At 61.4% G+C, this 20,522-nt stretch carries 27 protein-coding genes; 15 read left to right on the top strand and 12 right to left on the bottom strand.

The window, feature by feature from the left end; translation table 11 throughout:
* Positions 1 to 9: 9 nt before the first annotated feature.
* Together HJ536_RS12225 and HJ536_RS12220 are read left to right on the top strand one after the other, a co-directional pair.
* Positions 10 to 561: an isochorismatase family protein gene (locus HJ536_RS12225; RefSeq protein WP_177157924.1), complete on the top strand. Its 552-nt coding sequence runs from the start codon at positions 10 to 12 to the stop codon at positions 559 to 561.
* 27 nt (positions 562 to 588) lie between these two features.
* Entirely contained in the window at positions 589 to 1,467 is an 879-nt protein-coding gene (locus HJ536_RS12220) for a DMT family transporter (RefSeq protein WP_177157923.1), read from the top strand.
* Between the two features lie 60 nt (positions 1,468 to 1,527).
* Here HJ536_RS12220 and HJ536_RS12215 read toward each other — a convergent pair whose 3' ends face one another.
* Together HJ536_RS12215 and HJ536_RS12210 are read right to left on the bottom strand one after the other, a co-directional pair.
* On the bottom strand, positions 1,528 to 1,755 hold the full coding sequence (locus HJ536_RS12215; RefSeq protein ID WP_176854943.1) for a DUF1150 family protein: 228 nt from the start codon (positions 1,753 to 1,755) through the stop codon (positions 1,528 to 1,530).
* A gap of 4 nt (positions 1,756 to 1,759) precedes the next feature.
* Positions 1,760 to 2,173: an Hsp20 family protein gene (locus tag HJ536_RS12210; RefSeq protein WP_176854942.1), complete on the bottom strand. Its 414-nt coding sequence runs from the start codon at positions 2,171 to 2,173 to the stop codon at positions 1,760 to 1,762.
* Between the two features lie 159 nt (positions 2,174 to 2,332).
* Here HJ536_RS12210 and HJ536_RS12205 point away from each other — a divergent pair, with 159 nt between their 5' ends.
* From HJ536_RS12205 to HJ536_RS12195, 3 genes are read left to right on the top strand one after another with little or no spacing between them, the layout of a single operon-like run.
* Positions 2,333 to 2,557, top strand: a complete 225-nt coding sequence (locus tag HJ536_RS12205) for a YdcH family protein (protein WP_176854941.1) — start codon at positions 2,333 to 2,335, stop codon at positions 2,555 to 2,557.
* Positions 2,558 to 2,605: 48 nt separating this feature from the next.
* Positions 2,606 to 3,094, top strand: a complete 489-nt coding sequence (gene purE, locus HJ536_RS12200) for a 5-(carboxyamino)imidazole ribonucleotide mutase (RefSeq protein WP_176854940.1) — start codon at positions 2,606 to 2,608, stop codon at positions 3,092 to 3,094.
* On the top strand, positions 3,087 to 4,160 hold the full coding sequence (locus tag HJ536_RS12195) for a 5-(carboxyamino)imidazole ribonucleotide synthase (RefSeq protein ID WP_177157922.1): 1,074 nt from the start codon (positions 3,087 to 3,089) through the stop codon (positions 4,158 to 4,160). Before purE ends, HJ536_RS12195 begins: the two co-directional genes overlap by 8 nt.
* On the opposite strand, the gene HJ536_RS12190 is transcribed toward HJ536_RS12195, so the two are convergent.
* A complete protein-coding gene (locus tag HJ536_RS12190) occupies positions 4,153 to 5,337 on the bottom strand; it encodes an alpha-D-ribose 1-methylphosphonate 5-triphosphate diphosphatase (RefSeq protein WP_177157921.1) in 1,185 nt (394 codons plus the stop codon). The genes HJ536_RS12195 and HJ536_RS12190 overlap by 8 nt on opposite strands.
* Before the next feature lie 74 nt (positions 5,338 to 5,411).
* Between HJ536_RS12190 and HJ536_RS12185 the strand changes: the two genes are divergently transcribed.
* Complete coding sequence (locus HJ536_RS12185) at positions 5,412 to 5,861, top strand: NUDIX domain-containing protein (RefSeq protein WP_177157920.1); 450 nt, start codon at positions 5,412 to 5,414, stop codon at positions 5,859 to 5,861.
* Here the strand turns inward: HJ536_RS12185 and HJ536_RS12180 are convergent.
* The 5 genes from HJ536_RS12180 to groES all read right to left on the bottom strand — a co-directional run bounded on the left by HJ536_RS12180 (position 5,827) and on the right by groES (position 9,540).
* Complete coding sequence (locus tag HJ536_RS12180; protein ID WP_177157919.1) at positions 5,827 to 6,666, bottom strand: DMT family transporter; 840 nt, start codon at positions 6,664 to 6,666, stop codon at positions 5,827 to 5,829. The two genes, HJ536_RS12185 and HJ536_RS12180, sit on opposite strands and share 35 nt — an antisense overlap.
* A 9-nt stretch (positions 6,667 to 6,675) precedes the next feature.
* Entirely contained in the window at positions 6,676 to 6,963 is a 288-nt protein-coding gene (locus tag HJ536_RS12175) for a hypothetical protein (protein ID WP_177157918.1), read from the bottom strand.
* A complete protein-coding gene (locus tag HJ536_RS12170; RefSeq protein WP_228028716.1) occupies positions 6,960 to 7,442 on the bottom strand; it encodes a GNAT family N-acetyltransferase in 483 nt (160 codons plus the stop codon). Before HJ536_RS12170 ends, HJ536_RS12175 begins: the two co-directional genes overlap by 4 nt.
* A gap of 127 nt (positions 7,443 to 7,569) precedes the next feature.
* Entirely contained in the window at positions 7,570 to 9,207 is a 1,638-nt protein-coding gene (gene groL / locus HJ536_RS12165) for a chaperonin GroEL (RefSeq protein ID WP_177157917.1), read from the bottom strand.
* Positions 9,208 to 9,252: 45 nt separating this feature from the next.
* Positions 9,253 to 9,540 (bottom strand): co-chaperone GroES, encoded by a 288-nt coding sequence (gene groES, locus HJ536_RS12160; protein ID WP_176854934.1) that lies wholly within the window; start codon positions 9,538 to 9,540, stop codon positions 9,253 to 9,255.
* Between the two features lie 227 nt (positions 9,541 to 9,767).
* On the opposite strand from groES, the gene HJ536_RS12155 reads away from it, so the two are divergent.
* From HJ536_RS12155 to HJ536_RS12120, 8 genes are all read left to right on the top strand, one after another.
* Entirely contained in the window at positions 9,768 to 10,763 is a 996-nt protein-coding gene (locus HJ536_RS12155) for a TraB/GumN family protein (RefSeq protein ID WP_177157916.1), read from the top strand.
* Between the two features lie 87 nt (positions 10,764 to 10,850).
* The gene (locus HJ536_RS12150) at positions 10,851 to 11,771 is read left to right on the top strand and encodes a manganese-dependent inorganic pyrophosphatase (protein ID WP_176854932.1); all 921 of its coding nucleotides are present in this window, start codon (positions 10,851 to 10,853) and stop codon (positions 11,769 to 11,771) included.
* Positions 11,772 to 11,894: 123 nt separating this feature from the next.
* A complete protein-coding gene (locus HJ536_RS12145) occupies positions 11,895 to 12,389 on the top strand; it encodes a DUF2867 domain-containing protein (RefSeq protein ID WP_177157915.1) in 495 nt (164 codons plus the stop codon).
* A 94-nt stretch (positions 12,390 to 12,483) separates the two neighbouring features.
* Complete coding sequence (locus HJ536_RS12140; RefSeq protein WP_177157914.1) at positions 12,484 to 13,359, top strand: TIGR01459 family HAD-type hydrolase; 876 nt, start codon at positions 12,484 to 12,486, stop codon at positions 13,357 to 13,359.
* A 121-nt stretch (positions 13,360 to 13,480) separates the two neighbouring features.
* Positions 13,481 to 13,924 (top strand): MaoC family dehydratase, encoded by a 444-nt coding sequence (locus HJ536_RS12135; RefSeq protein WP_176854929.1) that lies wholly within the window; start codon positions 13,481 to 13,483, stop codon positions 13,922 to 13,924.
* A 38-nt stretch (positions 13,925 to 13,962) separates the two neighbouring features.
* Positions 13,963 to 14,898: a bifunctional riboflavin kinase/FAD synthetase gene (locus tag HJ536_RS12130; RefSeq protein WP_176854928.1), complete on the top strand. Its 936-nt coding sequence runs from the start codon at positions 13,963 to 13,965 to the stop codon at positions 14,896 to 14,898.
* The gene (locus HJ536_RS12125) at positions 14,895 to 15,365 is read left to right on the top strand and encodes a YcgN family cysteine cluster protein (RefSeq protein WP_177157913.1); all 471 of its coding nucleotides are present in this window, start codon (positions 14,895 to 14,897) and stop codon (positions 15,363 to 15,365) included. Before HJ536_RS12130 ends, HJ536_RS12125 begins: the two co-directional genes overlap by 4 nt.
* Positions 15,365 to 16,408 (top strand): threonine aldolase family protein, encoded by a 1,044-nt coding sequence (locus tag HJ536_RS12120; protein ID WP_177157912.1) that lies wholly within the window; start codon positions 15,365 to 15,367, stop codon positions 16,406 to 16,408. The genes HJ536_RS12125 and HJ536_RS12120 overlap by 1 nt, the downstream gene beginning before the upstream one ends.
* Positions 16,409 to 16,476: 68 nt before the next feature.
* Here the strand turns inward: HJ536_RS12120 and HJ536_RS12115 are convergent, their stop codons facing one another.
* On the bottom strand, positions 16,477 to 17,076 hold the full coding sequence (locus HJ536_RS12115) for a 2-hydroxychromene-2-carboxylate isomerase (protein WP_177157911.1): 600 nt from the start codon (positions 17,074 to 17,076) through the stop codon (positions 16,477 to 16,479).
* A gap of 102 nt (positions 17,077 to 17,178) precedes the next feature.
* On the opposite strand from HJ536_RS12115, the gene HJ536_RS12110 reads away from it, so the two are divergent.
* Positions 17,179 to 18,201 carry a ribose-phosphate pyrophosphokinase gene (locus HJ536_RS12110; protein WP_176854924.1) on the top strand — a complete coding sequence of 341 codons (1,023 nt, stop codon included), beginning with the start codon at positions 17,179 to 17,181 and terminating at the stop codon, positions 18,199 to 18,201.
* On the opposite strand, the gene HJ536_RS12105 is transcribed toward HJ536_RS12110, so the two are convergent.
* The 3 genes from HJ536_RS12105 to atpD all read right to left on the bottom strand — a co-directional run bounded on the left by HJ536_RS12105 (position 18,198) and on the right by atpD (position 20,510).
* On the bottom strand, positions 18,198 to 18,548 hold the full coding sequence (locus tag HJ536_RS12105) for an H-type lectin domain-containing protein (RefSeq protein ID WP_176854923.1): 351 nt from the start codon (positions 18,546 to 18,548) through the stop codon (positions 18,198 to 18,200). The two genes, HJ536_RS12110 and HJ536_RS12105, sit on opposite strands and share 4 nt — an antisense overlap.
* 115 nt (positions 18,549 to 18,663) lie before the next feature.
* A complete protein-coding gene (gene atpC, locus HJ536_RS12100; protein ID WP_177157910.1) occupies positions 18,664 to 19,062 on the bottom strand; it encodes an ATP synthase F1 subunit epsilon in 399 nt (132 codons plus the stop codon).
* A 23-nt stretch (positions 19,063 to 19,085) separates the two neighbouring features.
* On the bottom strand, positions 19,086 to 20,510 hold the full coding sequence (gene atpD, locus HJ536_RS12095; protein ID WP_176854921.1) for a F0F1 ATP synthase subunit beta: 1,425 nt from the start codon (positions 20,508 to 20,510) through the stop codon (positions 19,086 to 19,088).
* Between the last annotated feature and the right edge of the window lie 12 nt (positions 20,511 to 20,522).

The following is a 20,522-nucleotide window of genomic DNA, read 5'->3' as shown; positions in this document are numbered from 1 at the left end:
GATATCCCTTTGAAAGCCCTGATCATTATCGACATGCAGATGGAAATGCAGCGCCGACTCGACGCAGGCCGCGACTGCGTGAACGGCGACGCCCCCTCGCGGATCGCGGCTTTGGCAGCGGCCTATCGCGAACGCAGCCTGCCGGTCCTCCATATCCGCCACCGCGAGGATGATCCCGCCTCGCCCGTGCATGCGGACGCCGCCGGATACCCCCCGATGCCCTGCGCCGAGGCCGTCGGGGACGAGCCCGTGTTCATCAAACAAACCTCCTCCGCTTTTGCCTCGACCGACCTTGCCGCGCATTTGCAGCAGCAGGGGATCACCGAATTGGTCGTCACCGGCGCGGTCGCGGGGTTTTGCGTGAACAGCACGGTGCGCAACGGCTCTGATTTGGGGTTCACCATGACCGTGGTGCAGGATGCGGTGATCGGCTTTGACCTGCCCAAGACCGGTCTGTCCGCACAGGTGATCTTTGACGTGACCATGGCCCATCTTCAGGCCGAGTTTGCGCGGCTGGAGGACACCGAAACCGAACTGAACGCACTCGGCAACCTTGTTTAGCAGGTCCGTTAGCGCCATCAGTCACACATGAACGCGCACCCTGCCCTTTCTGGAATCGCCCTGCGACTGGTAGCGGTCTTTCTGATCACTGCCATGTCCGCCTTGGTGCACGAGGTCGGCACGCGGGCTGCGCTGGGGCAGATCATCTTCTGGCGCTCTAGCGTGGCGCTGATCCCGATCCTTGGCTACATGGCGCTGCGCTCTGAACTGCCCAAGGGCCTACAGACCAAACATCCGCGCCTTCACCTGACCCGAGGGCTCTTTGGCGCAGCCTCCATGGCGTTCAGCTTTGTTTCGTTGATCTATCTGCCCGTAGCGAATGCGCAGGCGCTGGCCTATCTGGCCCCTGTGCTGACCCTGCCCTTGGCGGCGCTGCACCTGCGCGAACCCCTGCGCCCGCTGACGGTTCTGGCCGTGGCCTTGGGCTTTGGCGGCGCACTAATGATGCTGTGGCACGCGCTGGACGGGGGGCAAACCGCGCTGATCGGCGTGGCGGCGGGCATCGCCTATGCCCTGACGATGGCCGTGGTCCGCGTCCATATCAAAGCGATGACCCGCACCGAAAGCGCCGCCACCATCGCCCTATATTTTGCGTTGATTTGCAGTGGTATCGGTCTGGCGACCCTGCCCCTTGGCTGGCCCGCGCTGTCCGGCACCGACCTGATCCTTCTGGCCATCGCTGGCTTGCTCGGCGGCCTTGCCCACATCGCCAGCACCGAGGCCGTGGCCCGCGCGCCCGTCTCTACCGTCGCGCCCTTTGATTTCACGGGATTAATCTGGGCTCTGGGGATTGATGCGCTGCTGTTCCGGATCATGCCGACGCCGCTGGCGCTGGCGGGCATGGGGGTGATCCTGCTGGCGGGCCTGATCGTGATCCGTCAGGAAATGCGCCCCGCCAAACCCTGAACCCCAAATACAAAAGGCGGCCCCCAAAGGCCGCCCCTCTTGCCCCTTTATCGGGCGAATTCAGTGCACCGCGACCGGCGCCATATCGTTCTGCAGGGCCAGTGCATAGGCCATCTGGCGGTCACGCACCAAGGCCAGACGCTCTCCGTCTGTGTTATGGAGCGCGTAGAGGGTTTGCAGCCCATCGGCTTGTTCCTGGACCTCCTCGGGAAGGTCAGAAACCTTGACGGAACGCACGTAGACGATCTTGGGCTCAACACCGCTGATGAAGTCGACTTTGGTATCCATGGTCTTACCCCTTTCGGATTTTGATCTCTTGTACAACGGTGTCAGGCACCGTTCGGTTCAGATCGATATGCAAAAGGCCGTTTTCCATGCTGGCCTCACCCACGTCGACTCCGTCCGCTAGTACAAAGCTACGCTGGAATTGACGTGCGGCAATGCCCCTATGCAGAAAAACCCGCTCTGCACTGTCATCTTGCTGCCTGCCACGCACAACAAGTTGGCGATCTTCGACAGTTATGGACAAATCCTCCTCTCGGAACCCGGCCAAAGCCAAGGTGATCCGGTAGGACCGGTCGGACGTTTGTTCGATGTTATAGGGGGGATAGCCCTCGTTCCCGCTTTTGGCGGTACGTTCCACGAGGCGTTCCAGCTGTTCGAACCCCAGCAAATAGGGGTGCGCACCAAGAGTAAGTTTCGTCATAGACATGCCCTTTTATCAAGCGACCGTCCGGCGGGCCCCATAGCGGCGACCTGCCTTGTCCCTCTAAATATGGTAGCCCGACATTCGGTGCGCAAGACCTTTGCGAAACATCTAACGACTTGGTAATATGGGAGTCTGTTTTAAGGTCCGGTGTACAAAATGAACGCACGCAGCGATATTTCCATGACCGAAGAGGAAGTGCTCCGGTACGAGCTCGAGGTTTACAAGGTCAAACACCGCGATCTGGACGAGGCGATCACCGCCCTTCAGGAAAAAGGCACGGCGGATGCCCTGACCCTGCAGCGTCTCAAGCGCGAGAAACTGGCGCTGAAAGACCGGATCGAGCGGATTCGCGACGCCCTGACCCCTGACATTATTGCGTAATCCCCAGCGTGCGCTATAACGCGCACTCAATTTGCTAGAGGATTGCCAATGACCCAGCCGCGCGTAGGGATCATCATGGGCAGCCAGTCGGACTGGCCCACCATGAAAGAAGCCGCCGATATGCTTGATGCCCTCGGGATCGAACACGAGATCAAGATCGTTTCGGCTCACCGCACCCCCGACCGTCTGTGGGACTATGGCAAGACCGCCGTCAAACGCGGCCTGCACGTGATCATCGCGGGCGCTGGCGGCGCGGCGCACCTGCCCGGCATGATGGCCTCGAAAACCCGTGTGCCGGTGATCGGCGTGCCGGTTCAGACCAAGGCGCTGTCGGGCGTCGATAGCCTCTATTCGATCCTGCAGATGCCCCGCGGTTTCCCCGTGGCGACCATGGCGATCGGCGCAGCCGGTGCCGCCAACGCAGGTCTGATGGCTGCTGGCATTCTGGCGATCAACGATCCCGAACTGGCCGAGCGTCTGGACAAATGGCGCGACGACCTGTCGGCCTCCATCCCCGAGGAGCCCGTCCGTGACTGAGCCCCTCGCCCCCGGTAGCACCATTGGCATTTTGGGCGGCGGCCAGCTTGGCCGGATGCTCGCACTGGCTGCGGCCCGTCTGGGTCTGCGCACCGCGATCTTTGATCCCGACCCGAACGCCCCCGCTGGCCAAGTCAGCGACAGCCTGACCACCGCCGCCTACACCGACGCTAACGCCCTGAAATCATGGGTGGAAACCGTCGATGTCGTCACCTACGAGTTCGAGAATATCCCGACCGAGGCGCTGGACATTCTGGAATCGGCCAAGCCGATCCATCCCAACCGCAAGGCGCTGGCTGTTTCGCAGGACCGCCTGACCGAAAAGGCGTTTCTGTCCGATCTGGGCCTGAAAACCGCGCCCTTCGCCGCGATCGACGACATGGATGACATGGCCGAGGCGCTCGAGGAAATCGGCGCCCCCGCGATCCTGAAAACCCGCCGCTTCGGTTACGACGGCAAAGGTCAGGCCCGCATCATGGCCCCCGAGGACGCCGAGCAGGCGCTGGCCGACATGAACGGTGCCCCCGCGATCTTCGAAGGGTTCGTGAACTTCACCCACGAGGTGTCCGTGATCGCCGCCCGTGGCACCACCGGCGAGGTCGCGTGCTTTGATCCCGGTGAGAACGTGCACGTCAACGGCATCCTGCACACCACCACCGTTCCCGCGAACCTGACCGGCAAGCAGCGCACCGACGCCGTTCTGCTGGCGGGTCAGATCCTGAACCGTCTGGGCTATGTCGGCGTGATGGGTGTGGAACTTTTCGTGACGCCCCAAGGGCTTGTGGTGAACGAGATCGCGCCCCGCGTGCACAACTCGGGTCACTGGACCCAAGCAGGCTGCGCTGTCGATCAGTTCGAACAGCACATCCGCGCCGTTGCGGGCTGGCCCCTTGGCGATGGCGCGCGCCACGCTGATGTGGTCATGACCAACCTGATCGGCGACGACGCGCACACTTGGCCGGAATTGGCCAAAGAGGCGGACACCCAGATCCACCTCTATGGCAAAGCCGAGGCTCGCGCTGGCCGCAAAATGGGCCACGTGAACCGCGTGATCCGCTCTAAATAAAACGCTCCGCGAGCGGAGAGGTCATATAGGTGATCTTTCCGCCCGCCATCGTCGCGCCCACTCGGCCCGTTTCGCGGTCGAAAATCACCAGATCGGCGCGCTTTCCAGCTTCAATCACACCGCGATCCGTCAGACCCAGCACCTTGGCCGGCCCCTCTGACACAAGCCGCCACGCGGCGGGCAGATCGCAGATGCCCTTTTTCACTAGCTCCAGCGCCGCATAACGCGGGCTCGGATAATGGTAATCGGACGCCAGTGCATCACACAGCCCCATCGCCACAATCTCTCGCGCGCTGACCTTGCCCGCGTGGCTGGCCCCCCGCACGATATTGGGTGATCCCATCACTACCAAATCGCCCGCGTCCCGCGCCGCCTGCGCGGCCTCAATCGTTTCGGGGAATTCACTGACATTCGCACCCAAACTGCGAAACTTCGCGCGTTTCTCGGCGGTGTCGTCGTCGTGGCTGCCAATCTGCACACCACGCCTCGTCAATTCAGCAGAAAAGGCCTGCAATTCGCCAAATACGCGGTCAGTTAGCCCATGGAGCCGTTTCATGTTCTCCAGATGCGCCTCTGGGCTCCGTCCGGACTTCAAAGCCTGCCCCGTCAGCCGCGGGGGCGTTTTTCCGGCCGCCAAACGGTCATGTGGCAAATGGTCATTGAAAACGACGTATCGCAGCCCTGTCCTGTCGATTAGCCGAAGCACATCGTCGAATTGCTCGAACAGGTGCGTCTCCAGCCGCAACTGCAACTGCAAATCCGTTTTGACCTGCGGCGCGGCCTGTTCCCACGCGGCAAACAGGCGATCGGCGAACTCCGGGCCCCGCATTCCGCCTTCCCAGCTGTAAAACTGGGCCAAAACGGCTGTGGTGATGCCATTTGCGGCCAATTCGGCCTCAACGCTGAACAAACCATGCTCCATCGCGGTCAGCGCACCGCGCCGCACCGCCACATGGCGTTCGAACCCGTCTCCGTGGACGTCCACGATGCCAGGGGCCACGGTCCAGCCGCTCAGATCAACTTTCCGCCCACCCATGTCGGCAATTCCGCCATCATCCCCTGCGTTTCCACAGAGAACGTCGGCGATTTGACCATCCGCGATCAGCAGGCTACCTTGCCACAGGGCATCGCGCCCCAAAACATCCCCGTTTTCAAGGATCAAAGCTTGATTTGACATGGGCGGTCCCTGCCCTTCCTGTGTAGTAACGTCCAGACTCGCCCTCGCTATAGCCTCCAATGCGCACAAAGACCATGAAGCCCAGATCCCCCCGCGTTGCCGTACGTGCCGTCATTCTGCACGACGACAAACTGCTGTTGGTGAATGCGTGGCCGAACGGGCGCAGCGATCTGCTATGCGCACCCGGGGGCGGCGTGGACGCAGGCCAAAGCCTGCCCGACGCCCTGCGGCGCGAGATGAAAGAAGAAACGGGCTTGGATGTGACAGTCCACCAGCCCTGCTTGGTGAACGAATTCCACGACCCCAAATCGGGATTCCATCAGGTCGAGGTGTTTTTCCGCTGCACCATCGACGATGCAACGCTGGACCCCACATGGCAGGACCCAGAGGGCGTTGTAACCCAGCGGCGCTGGGTATATCGCTATGAAATCAATGAGTTAAGGGTCAAGCCCAGCAGCCTTGCCGCTGTGGCGTGGGGCGAAAGCGGGCTTACTTACGACCCGCTCGAACCCATCCAGAGCTGAGCGACAGCGCCACCCCGCCCAAAACCAGCGCGCCCGACAGGATCAGGCGCAGGCTTGGCGCTTCGGCCAGCAGCAGCGCCCCGCCGAGCCCCGCAATCACCGGCACCGTTAACTGAGCCACCGCCGCGCGGCTGGCCCCCAATTGCGGCACCAGCCGATACCACAGCGCATATCCCATGCCAGAGGTCACAGCCCCCGACAGCACGGCCAAGCCGATGCCCGCCGCAGACAATCCGCCGCCACCGACCAAGGCCCAAGCCACCAGCCCCAAGGGCGCCGCCAAAACGAAATTCGCGGCCGTTCCTGCGACCGCGTCCGGCTCTCCTCGGCCCGCCAGCGAATAAAATCCCCACGCGATCCCCGCGAAAGCCATCGCCATCGCAGGCCCGATCGGCACCGCCCCTTCTCCGGGGCTCAGCAGCCACACGAGGCCACCAAAGGCCAATGCCCCGCCGATCCACCGCTGCAAGGGCACCTCATCGCGCCCCAGAACCGCCGCCGCGAACATGGTCACCTGCACCATCCCGAACAGGATCAGCGCCCCTAAGCCCGCATCCAGCGTCCCATAAGCCAGCGAAAACCCGACCGCGTAGGTCAGCAGCGCCAGCACCCCAACCCCGCGCCTTCGCCCCCTGAAAACCAGCGATCCACGGGCCAGCACGAACAGCACCAGCGCCCCCGACACCAGCCGCACGGCAGCAAATGCCATCGGCGCCATCCCCACCCCGTCAACCGCCATCCGGTTCAGGATCGAGTTCGCCGCAAAGGCCATCATGGTTAGCGTGGTCAGTAAAATCAGCTGCATAACTTCATCCTATGCAAGATTAAGGCCGACCATCATTGCACTTTGGATCAACATGGCGCGATCCCGCCCATCGGCGGCCAAAGCAACCTCGACCCGCGCAGGCAATTGCACCGGCAACCGTCGCCCAATCGCTGGCACCGGACCCACCCCCAAATCCTCCCGCGCCAAGCCCGCCTCAACAGCCCGCCGCACCATATCCCCTAAACTGCGCCGCCCCCTGCGCCGTTCATAAAGATGCGCCTCGACCTCCGGCTCCAGCACCACATAGGTCACACAGCGGCGATCCTTGCGGCTCATCCCAGTGCTCCGAACGCCTTGGGATATTCCAGCGCCACAGGACCCTTCACGGCCCCGACACCCGCAAACAAAGTGTGATCCGCGTCATAGGGCGTCGTCAGATCCACGCCATCTATCGTCGAAAAGCCGCATGATTTATAAAAATCAACGTCCCCTAAAACGCAAACTGACGATCCCACAGCCTCAGCCCACGCCACAAGCTGCTTCACCATCCGGCGCCCGTGCCCGCGCCCCTGCCAGTCCGGATCAATGGCCACCGGTGCCAGACAAAGCCACCCCTTTGGCCCCTTCATCGCGCTCAACGCATAGTACCCAACGACACCGCCCTCGAACGGCAGCACCATCTCGCCAGCCATAGCCCCGGACTTCCGCAAAGCTTCAACCAGCCGCGCCTCATCGGCACCGCCAAAGGCCCGCCGCAACAGCGCATCCACTGCAGCCTCTTCCCCGCGCCGCATCTCGCGCACAAATTCCGGCATTTTCAGCACAGGCCTGCCCTCTTCTTTTTGCAAAAAATACTCACGGCACCACGATAACCACACCCACACCGCAAAAGAAAAGGGCGCCCCGCAGGACGCCCTTCCCAAATCCAAAAGGATCGGCAGATTACATCATGCCGCCCATGCCGCCCATGTCGGGCATTGCAGGTGCTGCGCCTTCTTTGGCGGGCTTGTCAGCAACCATGGCTTCGGTGGTGATCAGCAGGCCAGCAACCGATGCCGCGTCTTCCAGAGCGGTACGGGTCACTTTGGCGGGGTCGATCACGCCGAACTTGAACATGTCGCCATATTCGTCGGTCTGAGCGTTGTAGCCGAACTTCAGGTCTTCGCTTTCGCGGACTTTGCCGGCAACAACCGAACCGTCCACGCCTGCGTTCTCGGCGATCTGGCGCAGCGGTGCTTCCAGAGCTTTGCGAACGATTGCGATACCTGCGTTCTGGTCAGCGTTGATGCCTTCCAGACCTGCCAGCGACTTGCCTGCCTGAACCAGAGCAACGCCACCGCCAACAACGATGCCTTCCTGAACGGCCGCGCGGGTCGCGTTCAGAGCGTCATCAACGCGGTCTTTGCGCTCTTTGACTTCGACTTCGGTCATGCCGCCGACGCGGATGACTGCAACGCCGCCTGCCAGCTTGGCAACGCGTTCCTGCAGCTTCTCGCGGTCGTAGTCCGACGAGGTCTCTTCGATCTGGGTGCGGATCTGGCCAACGCGGGCTTCGATCTCTGCCTTGTCGCCTGCGCCGTCAACGATGGTGGTGTTGTCTTTGCTGATCGACACTTTCTTGGCGTTGCCCAGCATGTCCATGGTGACCGACTCGAGCTTCATGCCCAGGTCTTCGCTGATGACCTGACCGCCGGTCAGGATCGCGATGTCCTGCAGCATGGCTTTGCGGCGATCGCCGAAGCCGGGTGCCTTGACAGCAGCAATTTTCAGACCGCCGCGCAGTTTGTTGACAACCAGAGTTGCCAGCGCTTCGCCTTCTACGTCCTCTGCGATGATCAGCAGGGGCTTCTGCGACTGGATGACCTGCTCGAGCAGGGGAACCATCGGCTGCAGCGACGACAGTTTCTTCTCGTGCAGCAGGATCAGTGCGTCATCGAGGTCTGCCAGCATCTTGTCAGCGTTGGTGACAAAGTAGGGCGACAGGTAGCCGCGGTCGAACTGCATGCCTTCGACGACATCGGTCTCGGTTTCCAGACCTTTGTTCTCTTCGACGGTGATCACGCCTTCGTTGCCGACTTTCTGCATCGCGTCTGCGATCTGACGGCCGATTTCTGCTTCGCCGTTGGCCGAGATGGTGCCAACCTGAGCAACTTCGTCGGTGCCTTCAACGGGGCGCGCTGCCGACTTGATCGCTTCGACGACTTTGGCGGTTGCCAGGTCGATGCCGCGCTTCAGGTCCATCGGGTTCATGCCAGCTGCAACAGCTTTCATGCCTTCTTTGACGATTGCTTGCGCCAGAACGGTCGCGGTGGTGGTGCCGTCACCTGCTTCGTCGTTGGTACGCGAAGCAACTTCTTTCACCATCTGCGCGCCCATGTTCTCGAACTTGTCTTCCAGTTCGATCTCTTTGGCAACCGATACACCGTCTTTGGTGATGCGGGGGGCGCCGAACGACTTTTCCAGAACCACGTTGCGGCCTTTGGGGCCTAGGGTGACCTTCACGGCGTCTGCCAGAATGTTCACGCCTTTCAGCATACGGTTACGGGCGTCGGTGTTAAACTTGACGTCTTTAGCAGCCATTGTGCTTTTCCTCGTCTGAATGGGTTTGCGTTAGAAGGCGGACGATCAGGCGATAACGCCCAGGATGTCGCTTTCTTTCATGATCAGCAGTTCTTTGCCGTCGACGGTCACTTCGGTGCCGGACCACTTGCCGAACAGAACGCGGTCGCCAGCTTTTACGTCCAGCTCGACGCGTGCGCCTTTGTCATCGCGGACGCCTGCGCCAACTGCGATAACTTCACCCTCTGCGGGCTTCTCTTTCGCGCTATCGGGAATGATCAGACCGCCAGCGGTTTTTTCTTCGCTCTCTACGCGACGGACCAGCACACGGTCGTGAAGCGGGGTAAATGCCATCTCTGAGGCTCCTTGGCTCAAAGTTAAATTCCTATTGTCCCCCGGCAGGACCGGGGCGTTATCACTCGTTCCTCCCGAGTGCTAACGGAGCGAAAGCTAGGTATCGCCCAAGGATGTGTCAAGAACTCTGTGTGCAGATTTTTTCGCAAAATTTCGGGCGGTGATCCGAGACAAATAGTCATGGTTTTGTCATACCTTAATCTCCCCTTCCGCCCACCGGAGAGAACATGCCGCGCCTCATCGCCCTCGTTTTTCTGAGCCTTTTCCAGACGCTTCCGGCATTTGCGGCCTGTGGCACCGGCCCTGACCTGAGCCACCTGCTGACCCCCGCCGAACAGGCCGAGGTCGCCGCAGAAGAGGCCGCGACCCCCAACGGCACCGGCACCCTGTGGAAGGCAACCAAAGACGAACAGACGGTTTTTCTGGTCGGCACGATGCACCTGCCCGACCCGCGCCACAGCAAAACCATGGAGGCCCTGCGCCCCATCCTGAAGGGAATCAGCGCCCTGTACCTAGAGACCGCCAGCGATGGCGAGGCGCAGATGGAGGCCGAAATCGCCAAGAACCCCGCCCTGATGTTCACCGTCAGCGGCCCCACCCTGCCCGATCTGCTGGACGACGCCACTTGGGCCGTACTGCGCGACGGAATGGCGACCCGCGGCGTCCCCGCCCCCCTCACCGCCAAGATGCGCCCGTGGTATGTCTCGATGCTGATGTCCATGCCCCCCTGCGCGATCGAGAGCATCAATTCCGGCGTTGGCGGGCTGGATATGATGGCTGAACGTGCGGCCAAGGCGCTGGATATCCCCGTCCGCAGCCTCGAGGAGTGGCAGACCCTGTTTACCGCCTTTGACCAGATCCCCTACCAAGAGCAGGTGGACCTGATGGCCCTGTCCCTCATGCCCGACGATCTGTCCGAGGCCGCCTTTACCGCCACCCTCGACGCCTATTTCGACCAGAACCACGCCCGCGCCTGGGCTCTGTCCGATGTCCTTGGCAAACGCATCCCCGGCATGTCCCCCGACCGCGTCGAGGCCGAGTCCGCCCGCATGAAGGACCTGTTTCTGGACAGCCGCAACACCGCTTGGGTGCCGGTGATTCTCGACGGTGCGAAGGACGGCCCGATCCTGATTGCCGTAGGCGCCGCCCACCTGATCGGCGAAAAAGGTCTGGTCGCCCTGCTGGAAAACGAAGGTTTCTCGCTAACACGCCTGCCCTTGTGACAACCTGTCCCTTCGGCCCGCGTGACACGGGGGCAGATGCTTTTTATAAGGCGCGCGACAGTTCAATCCGCCAAGGGACATTTTTCAATGACCACACTCGTTTTCGGCCACAAGGCACCCGACACCGACTCGACCGGCAGCCCGATCATCTGGTCGTGGTACCTGAACGAAGTTAAAGGCGTCGCCGCCAAGCCCGTTCTGCTGGGTGAACCCAACACCGAGGCCGCCTTTGTCCTGACCCGCTGGAACCTCGACAAGCCCGAGATCGTGTCCGAAGTCGCGGCAGGCACCTCTGTTGTGATCGTTGACACCAACAACCCCGCCGAGCTGCCCGCCGGCATCAACGACACCGACATCACCGCGATCATCGACCACCACAAACTGGTTGGCGGTCTGGAAACCAAAGGCCCGATCGACATCACCATCCGTCCGCTGGCCTGCACCGCGACCATCATGATCGACCTGATGGGCGATGACGCCGCCAAGATGCCCGAAGCCATCAAAGGCGCCGCTCTGTCGTGCATCCTGTCCGACACGCTGGAATTCCGCAGCCCCACCACCACCGACCACGACCGCGCCGTTGCCGAAAAGCTGGCCGCTGATCTGGGCATCAACATCGCCGACTACGCAGCCGAGCTGTTCGCCGCGAAATCCGACGTGTCGGCGTTCTCGGACGCGGAACTGATCCGCATGGACTCCAAGGAATACGAAGTCGCCGGCAAGAAATTCCGCGTCTCGGTTCTGGAAACCACCGCGCCCCAGATCCCGCTGGACCGCAAAGCCAGCCTGATGGAAACCTTCAAAACCGTCGAAGCCGAAGACGGCGTTGATCAGGTTCTGCTGTTCGTCGTGGACATCATCAAAGAAGAGGCGACCTTGCTGGTCCCCAACGATCTGGTGAAAACCGTGGCCGAGAAAAGCTTTGGCGCGACCGTCGAAGGCGACGCAGTCGTTCTGCCCGGCATCATGAGCCGCAAAAAGCAGATCATCCCCGCGCTGGCGCTCTGATCTGACACGATCCGAATGACAGGGCCGGTTCCCCCGCGGGACCGGCCCTTTTTCATGCGGCAAAGCGCGCGGTGCCCCTGCCCTGCCCGCAGCCTATGGTTGCGCCAGCAAAGGAGTCGCGCCATGCAATTGCCCCCGAACGCAGCCCTCGTCGCCCCCCGTGAACAGCTGGATTACTTCCACGTCCGCAGCCACCCTCTGCCCCGCGATATGACGGCGCTAGAGGCTTGGAATGCCGTGATGTCCCGCCCCCTGCCGCTGATGGGCACGGCCTTCAAAATCCGCGACGCCATTTCCAAGCGGTTCGGGGTCAAGCAGATCGGCGGCTTCACCGGTGCCCGCCAGACCGAAGTGGCCGAGGGTGAGCATCTGGACTTTTTCCTCGTCGAAGGCGTCTCCCCCGACCGCCTGATCCTGACCGAGCGCGACCGCCATCTAGATGTGATGACCTGCATCGCGATCCACGACCGGACGCTCTTCATCATTTCGTCGGTGAAAACGCACAACCTTTTTGGCCGCGCCTACATGATCCCCGTGGGCCCCGCGCACCGTCTGATCGTGTGGGCGATGTTGCGCGGGCTCGACACCACTTTGGCCGCTCCGCAAGCGGTCCATTAAAGGGGTTTCACCATCGCAGGGAACCGACTACCCACGTCATGACGTTTGCCATACGCAAACCGTACGTTTGTCAGACCCTGAAAAAGGTGCCTACATGACCCGCATCATCGAGTCCCTCGCCGAAGTTTCCGCCAACTACGACGCCCTGTTTTGTGACCTCTGGGGGTGCGTCCACGACGGCATCACCGGCTATCCCGAAGCCATCGAGGCCCTGCGTGCGTTCCGCGCCAAAGGCGGCATCGTCGTGCTGGTCACCAACAGCCCCCGTCCCCGCGCCGGTGTGAAAAAGCAGTTGATTGAACAGTTTAACGTCCCCGAAGATTGCTGGGACACCATCGCCACCAGCGGTGACAGCGCCCGTGCCGCCATGCTGACCGGCGCCGTCGGGGAAAAGGTCTTTCACATCGGAACCCCTTGGGATGAGCCGTTTTTCGAGCCCCTGAAGCTGATCAAAGACCCCGTCAACATCCAGCGCGTCCCGCTGGAAGAGGCCGAAGGCATCGTCTGCACCGGCCCCTTTGACCCTATGGCCGACCCCAACGATCTGCGCCCCCAACTGCTCTACGCCAAGCAGATGGGTCTCAAGCTGCTGTGCGCCAACCCCGACATCGTAGTGGACCGCGGCGAGACCCGCGAATGGTGCGCGGGCGCGGTCGCAAAGCTTTATTCAGAAATGGGTGGTGAAAGTCTGTACTTCGGCAAGCCGCATCCGCCCATCTACGATCTGGCCCGCCGCCGTTTGGCAGAAATCGACGCGACGATTGCCGACAGCACGATTCTGGCCGTAGGCGATGGCATCCACACCGATATCTTGGGCGCGATCGGCGAAAACATCGATTCGATCTTCATTTCGGGCGGTTTGGCCCGCGATATTACCAAAACGTCGCATCAGCCCGACCCGGAGGCACTAAGCCTTTATTTAGACGAAGAAAAATCGAATCCGACCTACGCAATCGGGTACTTGCGGTAAGCGAAAGACGTTTCACGGGGCTTGATTTTCTGCGATTGCAAAGTAATAAAGTTGCCAAGTCGTAGCTTACTGGTGCCAGAAAATTACCCCTTCAGATTGGCATCCAGATCGGAGGACCCGAATGTTGGATAACATGCCCCGTGGAACTATCTGCATCGAAGACATCGAGATGGGCATGACCCGTCACCTGCACAAAGTGGTGACGGACCGTGACATCGAACTTTTCGCGGAGGTGTCCACCGACCGGAACCCCGTGCACCTGGATGACGATTACGCGAACGACACCATCTTTGGCGGCCGTATCGCGCACGGCATGCTGACCGCTGGCCTGATCTCGGCCGTGATTGGTGAACAGCTGCCCGGTCATGGCACCGTCTATCTGGGCCAGACCCTGAAATTCCTGGCCCCCGTCCGCCCCGGCGATCTGGTCAAGGCGCAGGTCACCGTCACCGACATCGACCATGCCAAGCGCCGCGTCACCCTGGATTGCGTCTGTGAAATCGACGGCAAACCCGTGCTCAAGGGCGAGGCAAAAGTGCTCGCTCCCAGCCGCAAGTTCGACTGAGCCTTGCGTCGCCGCATCAGGGGCGCTAACTGCCCCTTATGCGCATCATTCGCGATCATCAGTTCATCGCACCGGAAAACAGAGGTGCCAGCGTCGCCATCGGGAATTTCGATGGCGTCCATTTGGGCCATCAAGCGGTCATCGACTTGGCCCGCGCCGCTGCGGAACGTCTGAACGCCCCCTTGGGCGTCATGACCTTTGAACCACATCCCCGCCAGTTCTTTGCCCCCAAGGGCACGCCCTTCCGCCTCATGAGCGCCGAAGCCCGTGCCGCGCGTCTGGCGAAGCTGGGGGTCGATATTCTGTATGAATTGCCGTTCAACGGCCCGCTCGCCGGCCTGAGCGCCGAGGCCTTTGCCCATGACGTGATCAAGGGGCTTGGCCTGTGCCACGTAGTGGTGGGCAACGATTTCCAGTTCGGCAAGGGCCGCAGTGGCACCGCCGAAGACCTGTCCCGCATGGGCGCTGAAATGGGGTTCGAAGTGACGATTGCCGATATGATTCAAGGCTCTCAGGGCCGAGTATCCTCGACCGCGATCCGTCAGGCACTGGCCGACGGCAACCCGCGCCACGCCGCCGAAATGCTGGGCCACTGGCACCGCATCGACGGTCCCGTGATCAGCGGCGAACAGCGCGGCCGCGATCTGGGCTACCCTACCGCGAACATGTCCGTGGATGGCTTGCACCTGCCCAAACTCGGCGTCTATGCCGTCTTGGTCGAGGTCAAGGAAGGCCCCCACAAAGGCAACTACCACGGCGTCGCCTCGCTGGGTGTGCGTCCGATGTTCGGGGAAAACACCCCCAACCTCGAGACCTTTATCTTTGATTTCAAGGGCGATCTCTACGGCACCCATCTGTCTGTCGGCCTCGTCGACTACCTGCGTCCCGAGCTGAAGTTCGACAGCCTTGAGGCGCTGATCACCCAGATGGATGCAGACAGCGCCAAATCGCGCGAAATTCTGGCCGCCCTATGAAAGACCCGATCAACCGCAAGAAAATCCGCCCCCGGTTCTGGGAACGCTTTCCTCTGGACAAGCTGACCGAGACCGAATGGGAAGCCCTCTGTGACGGCTGCGGCAAGTGCTGCCTGAACAAGCTCGAGGATCCCGACACCGGCGAAGTTGCCTTGACCAAGGTCGCCTGCCGCCTGCTGGACGACCAGTCCTGCCGCTGCAGCCAGTACCCGATCCGCCACCAGTTTGTGCCCGAATGCATCGTCCTGCGCCCCGAGACGCTGGACCAGCACGCTTACTGGATGCCGGAGACCTGTGCCTACCGCCTTTTGTTCCAGAACCGCCCCCTGCCCGACTGGCACCCCCTGCTGACAGGGACGCCGCAATCGGTCCACGACGCGGGCGTGTCGGTCCAAGGGTGGACAGTCCCCGAATTCGAAGTCGATGAAGAGGACTGGGAAGACTATATTATCGAGGAACCGATCTGATGTACCTAGCCTCTGACAACACCGGCCCCATCCATCCCCAAATCATGGAGGCGCTGACAGAGGCCAATCAGGGTTACGCGCTTCCTTACGGGAACGATCCGTTCACCCACCGCGCCGTCACCGCCATCCGCGAACTGTTCGAGGCCCCGCAGGCCGAGGTTTTCTTTGTCCCCACGGGCACCTCGGGCAACGCGCTGGCGCTGTCCACCCTGTGCCAGCCCTACCAGTCCGTCCTGTGCACCCCCGTCGCCCACATCCACGAGGATGAGTGTGGCGCGCCCGAGTTCTATGGCGTGGGCAAGACCTATCTGGTGGGCGAAGGCGACCTGATGGACCCCGATGCGCTGGCGGTCCTGCTGCGCGAACTGGCCGAAGGCGGCGTCCACACCGCCCAACCCGGAGCGGTCAGCATCACCTCGGTCACCGAGCGCGGCCAAGTCTACGAGATTGACCGTATCCAGTCCATCGCCACCATCGCCCATTCCGCAGGCCTACCCCTGCATCTGGACGGCGCCCGCTTTGCCAACGCCGCTGCGGCGCTGGAGTGCACTCCGGCCGAGATGTCGTGGCAGGCTGGCGTCGATGTGGTGACCTTTGGCGGCACCAAATCCGGCTGCATGGGCGTCGAAGCGGTGATCTTCTTCAACTCCGACCGCGCCCGAGGCTTCGCCCCCCGCCGCAAACGCGCCGGTCACCTGTTCTCGAAGAACCGCTTCCTGGCCGCACAGATGCTTGGATATGTGAAAAACGACCTCTGGCGCACTCTGGGGGCCGCCGCCAACGCCCGTGGCCAATATCTGGCCGAGGCAATGTGCATGGACATGCGCATCCAGTGGCCCTATGCGCCACGTGCCAACATGCTGTTCCCCAAGCTGCCCCGCAGCGTGCTCCAGAACCTCGCCACCTCGGGGGTCGCGTTCAACAACTGGGGCAACCGCGACATCGGCTCGCCCGACGAAATGCTGCTCACGCGCTTTGTTTGCGACTGGTCCATCCCCTATCAGGACCTCGACCAGTTCCTCGCCGTCCTGCGCACGGCCTGACCCTTCATCTTGGCGAAAATACCCCCGCCGAAGGCATCGCCCGGACCGACAGTCCGGGCGACCTCAGTTCAGAGCTCTCCGGCCAGAAACGCATCCAGATCGTCCAAGCGGTCCTGTCCCCAGAACTTCTCGGTCTTGTCCACGATGTAAAAGGGCGAGCCAAACACGCCCATACTCACGGCCTCTTCCAGATTGGCGGCATAGGTCTCTGCCCCCACCAGCAGGCCGCTATCAGCCAGCTTCGGATCAAAGCCCGCGCCCTCTAGCGCGGCCTTCACCACGCCGTCCTCTGCGATGTCCTTCTCCTCGGCCCAAGTGGCGCGCAGCACCGAGCGCACCAAGGCCCCCACATCGCCGCCTCCGGCCTTCTGCGCCGCGATAATCGCATAGCTCGACGGGGCCGCGTTGGTGGGCCAGAACATCGGTCTCAAGTTGAACGGCAAACCGGATTTCTTGGCCTGACGCGGCAACTCTTGGGCGCGGTATTCCAGACGCGCGGGATGGCGATCCTTGGGCGGGGTGCCTCCGGTGCGGGGGAACAGCGCCATGATATCCACGGGCTTGTAAGTGACCGTTGCACTGTGTTTGGCCGCGATCTCCTCCAGACGTTGTCCCGCAAGGTACGCATATGGGGAAAGAGTAGAAAAATAGTAGTCGATATGCGGCATTGAAGCCCTCCCTCGTTTCGGTTGCTTGGCGCGACCGTATCTGCATGTTAAGGCGAGCCCACGTCACGATTCCGTCACAACTTCCCCTCCAGGACGCTGCCCATGCCCTCTTTGACCGAACCTAAGCTGATTTCCGGCAATGCCAATATGAGCCTTGCCAAGTCGATTGCCCGTCGGATGTCGATGCATCGCGGGATGAATGTCGGCCTCGTCGACGCACGCGTCGAACGTTTCAACGACGCCGAGATTTTCGTCGAAGTCTACGAGAACGTCCGCGGCGAGGATATGTTCATTCTCCAGTCGACCTCGAAGCCAGCAAACGACCACCTGATGGAACTGCTGATCATGGCTGACGCCCTACGCCGTTCGTCGGCTGGCCGCATCACCGCTGTGATCCCATACTTCGGCTATGCCCGTCAGGACCGCCGCACCAAGGCCCGCACCCCCATCAGCGCCAAGCTGGTCGCCAACATGCTGGTCGGCGCAGGCATCGAACGCATCCTGACCATGGACCTGCACGCCGCGCAGATTCAGGGCTTCTTCGACATTCCAGTCGACAACCTCTATGCCGCTCCGATCTTCGCGCTGGATATCCAGCACCACTTCGGCAGCATGGAAGACGTCATGGTGATTTCGCCGGACGTTGGCGGTGTGGCCCGTGCGCGCGAGCTGGCCAAGCGTATCAACGCCCCCCTCGCCATCGTGGACAAGCGCCGCGAGAAGCCCGGTGAAGTCGCCGAAATGACCGTGATCGGTGACGTGACCGGCAAGCGCTGCATCATCGTAGACGACCTTTGCGACACCGCTGGCACCCTGTGCAAAGCCGCCGAGGTTCTGATGGCTGCTGGCGCGACCGAAGTGCACAGCTACATCACGCACGGCGTTATGTCCGGCCCCGCGGTCGAGCGTGTGAGCAAGTCGGTCATGAAGAGCCTCGTGATCACCGACACCATCGAGCCCACCAAAGCGATTCTGGACTGCCCGAACATCCGCATCGTGCCGACCGCACCGGTGTTCGCGCAGGGTATCCTGAACATCTGGAATGGTACTTCGGTGTCGTCGCTGTTCGAAACCGATACGCTGGTTCCGATCTACGAAGGTCTCTACAACGGCCACAGCGCCTAATAGAGCTGCCAGTCATCCTGGTGTGGCAGGCTGCCAATGGCCTGCCACGACGCCCGCGCCCGGGCGATTCGCGTGTCCCCCCATGTGCGGAACACCAGATCAAATCCCGTTACAGTGATATTCTCGGCGACCAGCTCGACACGCACGTTCGTGTCCGAGTCCAGATCCCATAGCGACAGCCCCACGGTGACCGATGGCGCGTCCTGATATTCTGCTGAAAAACGGATCTTTTTGACCCGATCGCGGGGGCCAGAGCCGCGCCACATCTCTCCTCCCTCTTCGAAATCCGAAAAGAGCACAACGTCGCCGCTGTCGATCCCGATTTGAAAGGTGTTCAGACGTTTCATGAGTCTTGAGATACTGCGTAACTATTTAAAACAAAACTAACCTTAGCCCGAAAACATAAAAGGCCCGCCTTCTGGATACAAGGCGGGCCTTTAGTATAACTTAGGTAGTCGGACCTTAGTCCATCTGGTCGATCAGGTGAACCAGATCGGCAACAAAGCGTTCCAGACCGTGACGCTCTTCGTCCTCGGCGGCCTGCTCCATCCGGTCGCGTGCCTCATCGAGGATCGCTTCCAGATCGGGGCGGGCAACGTCAGCGGCAGCAAAAGCGCGCTCGGCGATCACCGAAACCGACTGGGCCGAGATTTCGACGAACCCGTGGGTTACGACGAAATCCTGTGCCCCGCCTTCCATCTCCGCCCGGAGGAAACCGGGACGGAGGGTGGTCAGCATCGGCTCGTGGCCGGGACCCGCGGTCAGTTCGCCCTCGGAGCCGGGGATCAGCACTTCGCTGGCTTTGCCCGATGCGAGGCTACGCTCGGGGCAGACCAGATCGAATTGAACCATATCAGCCATTCAGGGCCTCCTTACGCAGGTTATTAGGCAGCAGAAGCTGCCAGCTTCTCGGCTTTCGCGATCACTTCATCGATGTCGCCAACCATGTAGAAGGCTGCTTCGGGCAGGTGGTCGTATTCGCCGGCAACAACCGCTTTGAACGAAGCGATGGTTTTTTCCAGCGGAACCTGAACACCGTCCGAACCGGTGAAGACTTTTGCCACGTCGAAGGGCTGCGACAGGAAGCGCTGGATCTTACGCGCACGCTGAACGGTCAGCTTATCTTCTTCGCTCAGTTCGTCCATGCCAAGGATGGCGATGATGTCCTGCAGCGACTTGTACTTCTGCAGGATACCCTGAACGTCACGAGCAACCTGGTAGTGCTCTTCGCCAACAACCGCGGGGTCAAGGATACGCGACGACGAGTCCAGCGGGTCAACCGCGGGGTAGATGCCGAGTTCCGAGATCGCACGCGACAGAACGGTGGTTGCGTCGAGGTGTGCGAAGGTGGTTGCAGGTGCGGGGTCGGTAAGGTCGTCCGCGGGAACGTAGACGGCCTGGATCGAGGTGATCGAACCCTGCTTGGTCGAGGTGATGCGTTCCTGCATCGCGCCCATGTCGGTCGCCAGGGTCGGCTGGTAGCCCACCGCCGAAGGAATACGACCCAGCAGAGCCGACACTTCCGAACCCGCCTGGGTGAAGCGGAAGATGTTGTCGACGAAGAACAGAACGTCGGTACCGGACTGGTCACGGAACTGTTCTGCCAGGGTCAGACCGGTCAGAGCAACACGTGCACGTGCTCCCGGAGGTTCGTTCATCTGGCCGTAAACCAGAGCCACCTGCGACTCGCCCAGGTTGTCGGGCTTAATAACGTTCGATTCGATCATCTCGTGGTAAAGGTCGTTGCCCTCACGAGTACGCTCGCCAACACCCGCGAACACCGAGAAACCCGAGTGCACTTTTGCGATGTTGTTGATGAGTTCCATGATCAGAACGGTTTTGCCCACGCCGGCGCCGCCGAACAGACCGATCTTACCACCCTTGGAGTAGGGCGCCAGCAGGTCGATAACCTTGATGCCGGTAACCAGAATTTCCGAAGCAGTCGACTGCTCGATGAATTCGGGTGCGGGCTGGTGGATCGCACGGGTTTCGGTTGCTTCCAGCGGGCCTTTTTCGTCGATGGGCTCGCCCACAACGTTGATGATACGGCCCAGGGTCGCGTTACCAACCGGAACGGCGATCGGTTCGCCAAGGTCGGTTACTTGCTGGCCACGGACCAGACCTTCGGTGCCGTCCATTGCGATAGTACGCACGGTGTTTTCACCGAGGTGCTGTGCAACTTCCAGAACCAGACGCTTACCATTGTTGCTAGTCTCGAGCGCGTTCAGAATGGCCGGGAGGGCATCCTCGAACTGCACGTCAACGACCGCGCCGATGACCTGCGTAATTTTGCCGACTGCGTTTGCCATGTCGTTGTTTCT

Origin of the sequence: Donghicola mangrovi, assembly GCF_013377535.1 — a bacterium.
Taxonomy (GTDB): Bacteria; Pseudomonadota; Alphaproteobacteria; order Rhodobacterales; family Rhodobacteraceae; genus Donghicola; species Donghicola mangrovi.
This window is presented reverse-complemented; position numbering and strand designations above follow the sequence as displayed.

Coding starts and splice junctions, on each gene's coding strand:
- HJ536_RS12220 (WP_177157923.1), top strand. CDS start 589: ATGAACGCGCACCCTGCCCTTTCTGGAATCGCCCTGCGACTGGTAGCG.
- HJ536_RS12215 (WP_176854943.1), bottom strand. CDS start 1,755: ATGGATACCAAAGTCGACTTCATCAGCGGTGTTGAGCCCAAGATCGTC.
- HJ536_RS12210 (WP_176854942.1), bottom strand. CDS start 2,173: ATGACGAAACTTACTCTTGGTGCGCACCCCTATTTGCTGGGGTTCGAA.
- HJ536_RS12205 (WP_176854941.1), top strand. CDS start 2,333: ATGAACGCACGCAGCGATATTTCCATGACCGAAGAGGAAGTGCTCCGG.
- purE (WP_176854940.1), top strand. CDS start 2,606: ATGACCCAGCCGCGCGTAGGGATCATCATGGGCAGCCAGTCGGACTGG.
- HJ536_RS12190 (WP_177157921.1), bottom strand. CDS start 5,337: ATGTCAAATCAAGCTTTGATCCTTGAAAACGGGGATGTTTTGGGGCGC.
- HJ536_RS12185 (WP_177157920.1), top strand. CDS start 5,412: ATGAAGCCCAGATCCCCCCGCGTTGCCGTACGTGCCGTCATTCTGCAC.
- HJ536_RS12180 (WP_177157919.1), bottom strand. CDS start 6,666: ATGCAGCTGATTTTACTGACCACGCTAACCATGATGGCCTTTGCGGCG.
- HJ536_RS12175 (WP_177157918.1), bottom strand. CDS start 6,963: ATGAGCCGCAAGGATCGCCGCTGTGTGACCTATGTGGTGCTGGAGCCG.
- HJ536_RS12170 (WP_228028716.1), bottom strand. CDS start 7,442: ATGCCGGAATTTGTGCGCGAGATGCGGCGCGGGGAAGAGGCTGCAGTG.
- groL (WP_177157917.1), bottom strand. CDS start 9,207: ATGGCTGCTAAAGACGTCAAGTTTAACACCGACGCCCGTAACCGTATG.
- groES (WP_176854934.1), bottom strand. CDS start 9,540: ATGGCATTTACCCCGCTTCACGACCGTGTGCTGGTCCGTCGCGTAGAG.
- HJ536_RS12155 (WP_177157916.1), top strand. CDS start 9,768: ATGCCGCGCCTCATCGCCCTCGTTTTTCTGAGCCTTTTCCAGACGCTT.
- HJ536_RS12150 (WP_176854932.1), top strand. CDS start 10,851: ATGACCACACTCGTTTTCGGCCACAAGGCACCCGACACCGACTCGACC.
- HJ536_RS12145 (WP_177157915.1), top strand. CDS start 11,895: ATGCAATTGCCCCCGAACGCAGCCCTCGTCGCCCCCCGTGAACAGCTG.
- HJ536_RS12140 (WP_177157914.1), top strand. CDS start 12,484: ATGACCCGCATCATCGAGTCCCTCGCCGAAGTTTCCGCCAACTACGAC.
- HJ536_RS12135 (WP_176854929.1), top strand. CDS start 13,481: ATGTTGGATAACATGCCCCGTGGAACTATCTGCATCGAAGACATCGAG.
- HJ536_RS12130 (WP_176854928.1), top strand. CDS start 13,963: ATGCGCATCATTCGCGATCATCAGTTCATCGCACCGGAAAACAGAGGT.
- HJ536_RS12125 (WP_177157913.1), top strand. CDS start 14,895: ATGAAAGACCCGATCAACCGCAAGAAAATCCGCCCCCGGTTCTGGGAA.
- HJ536_RS12120 (WP_177157912.1), top strand. CDS start 15,365: ATGTACCTAGCCTCTGACAACACCGGCCCCATCCATCCCCAAATCATG.
- HJ536_RS12115 (WP_177157911.1), bottom strand. CDS start 17,076: ATGCCGCATATCGACTACTATTTTTCTACTCTTTCCCCATATGCGTAC.
- HJ536_RS12110 (WP_176854924.1), top strand. CDS start 17,179: ATGCCCTCTTTGACCGAACCTAAGCTGATTTCCGGCAATGCCAATATG.
- HJ536_RS12105 (WP_176854923.1), bottom strand. CDS start 18,548: ATGAAACGTCTGAACACCTTTCAAATCGGGATCGACAGCGGCGACGTT.
- atpC (WP_177157910.1), bottom strand. CDS start 19,062: ATGGCTGATATGGTTCAATTCGATCTGGTCTGCCCCGAGCGTAGCCTC.
- atpD (WP_176854921.1), bottom strand. CDS start 20,510: ATGGCAAACGCAGTCGGCAAAATTACGCAGGTCATCGGCGCGGTCGTT.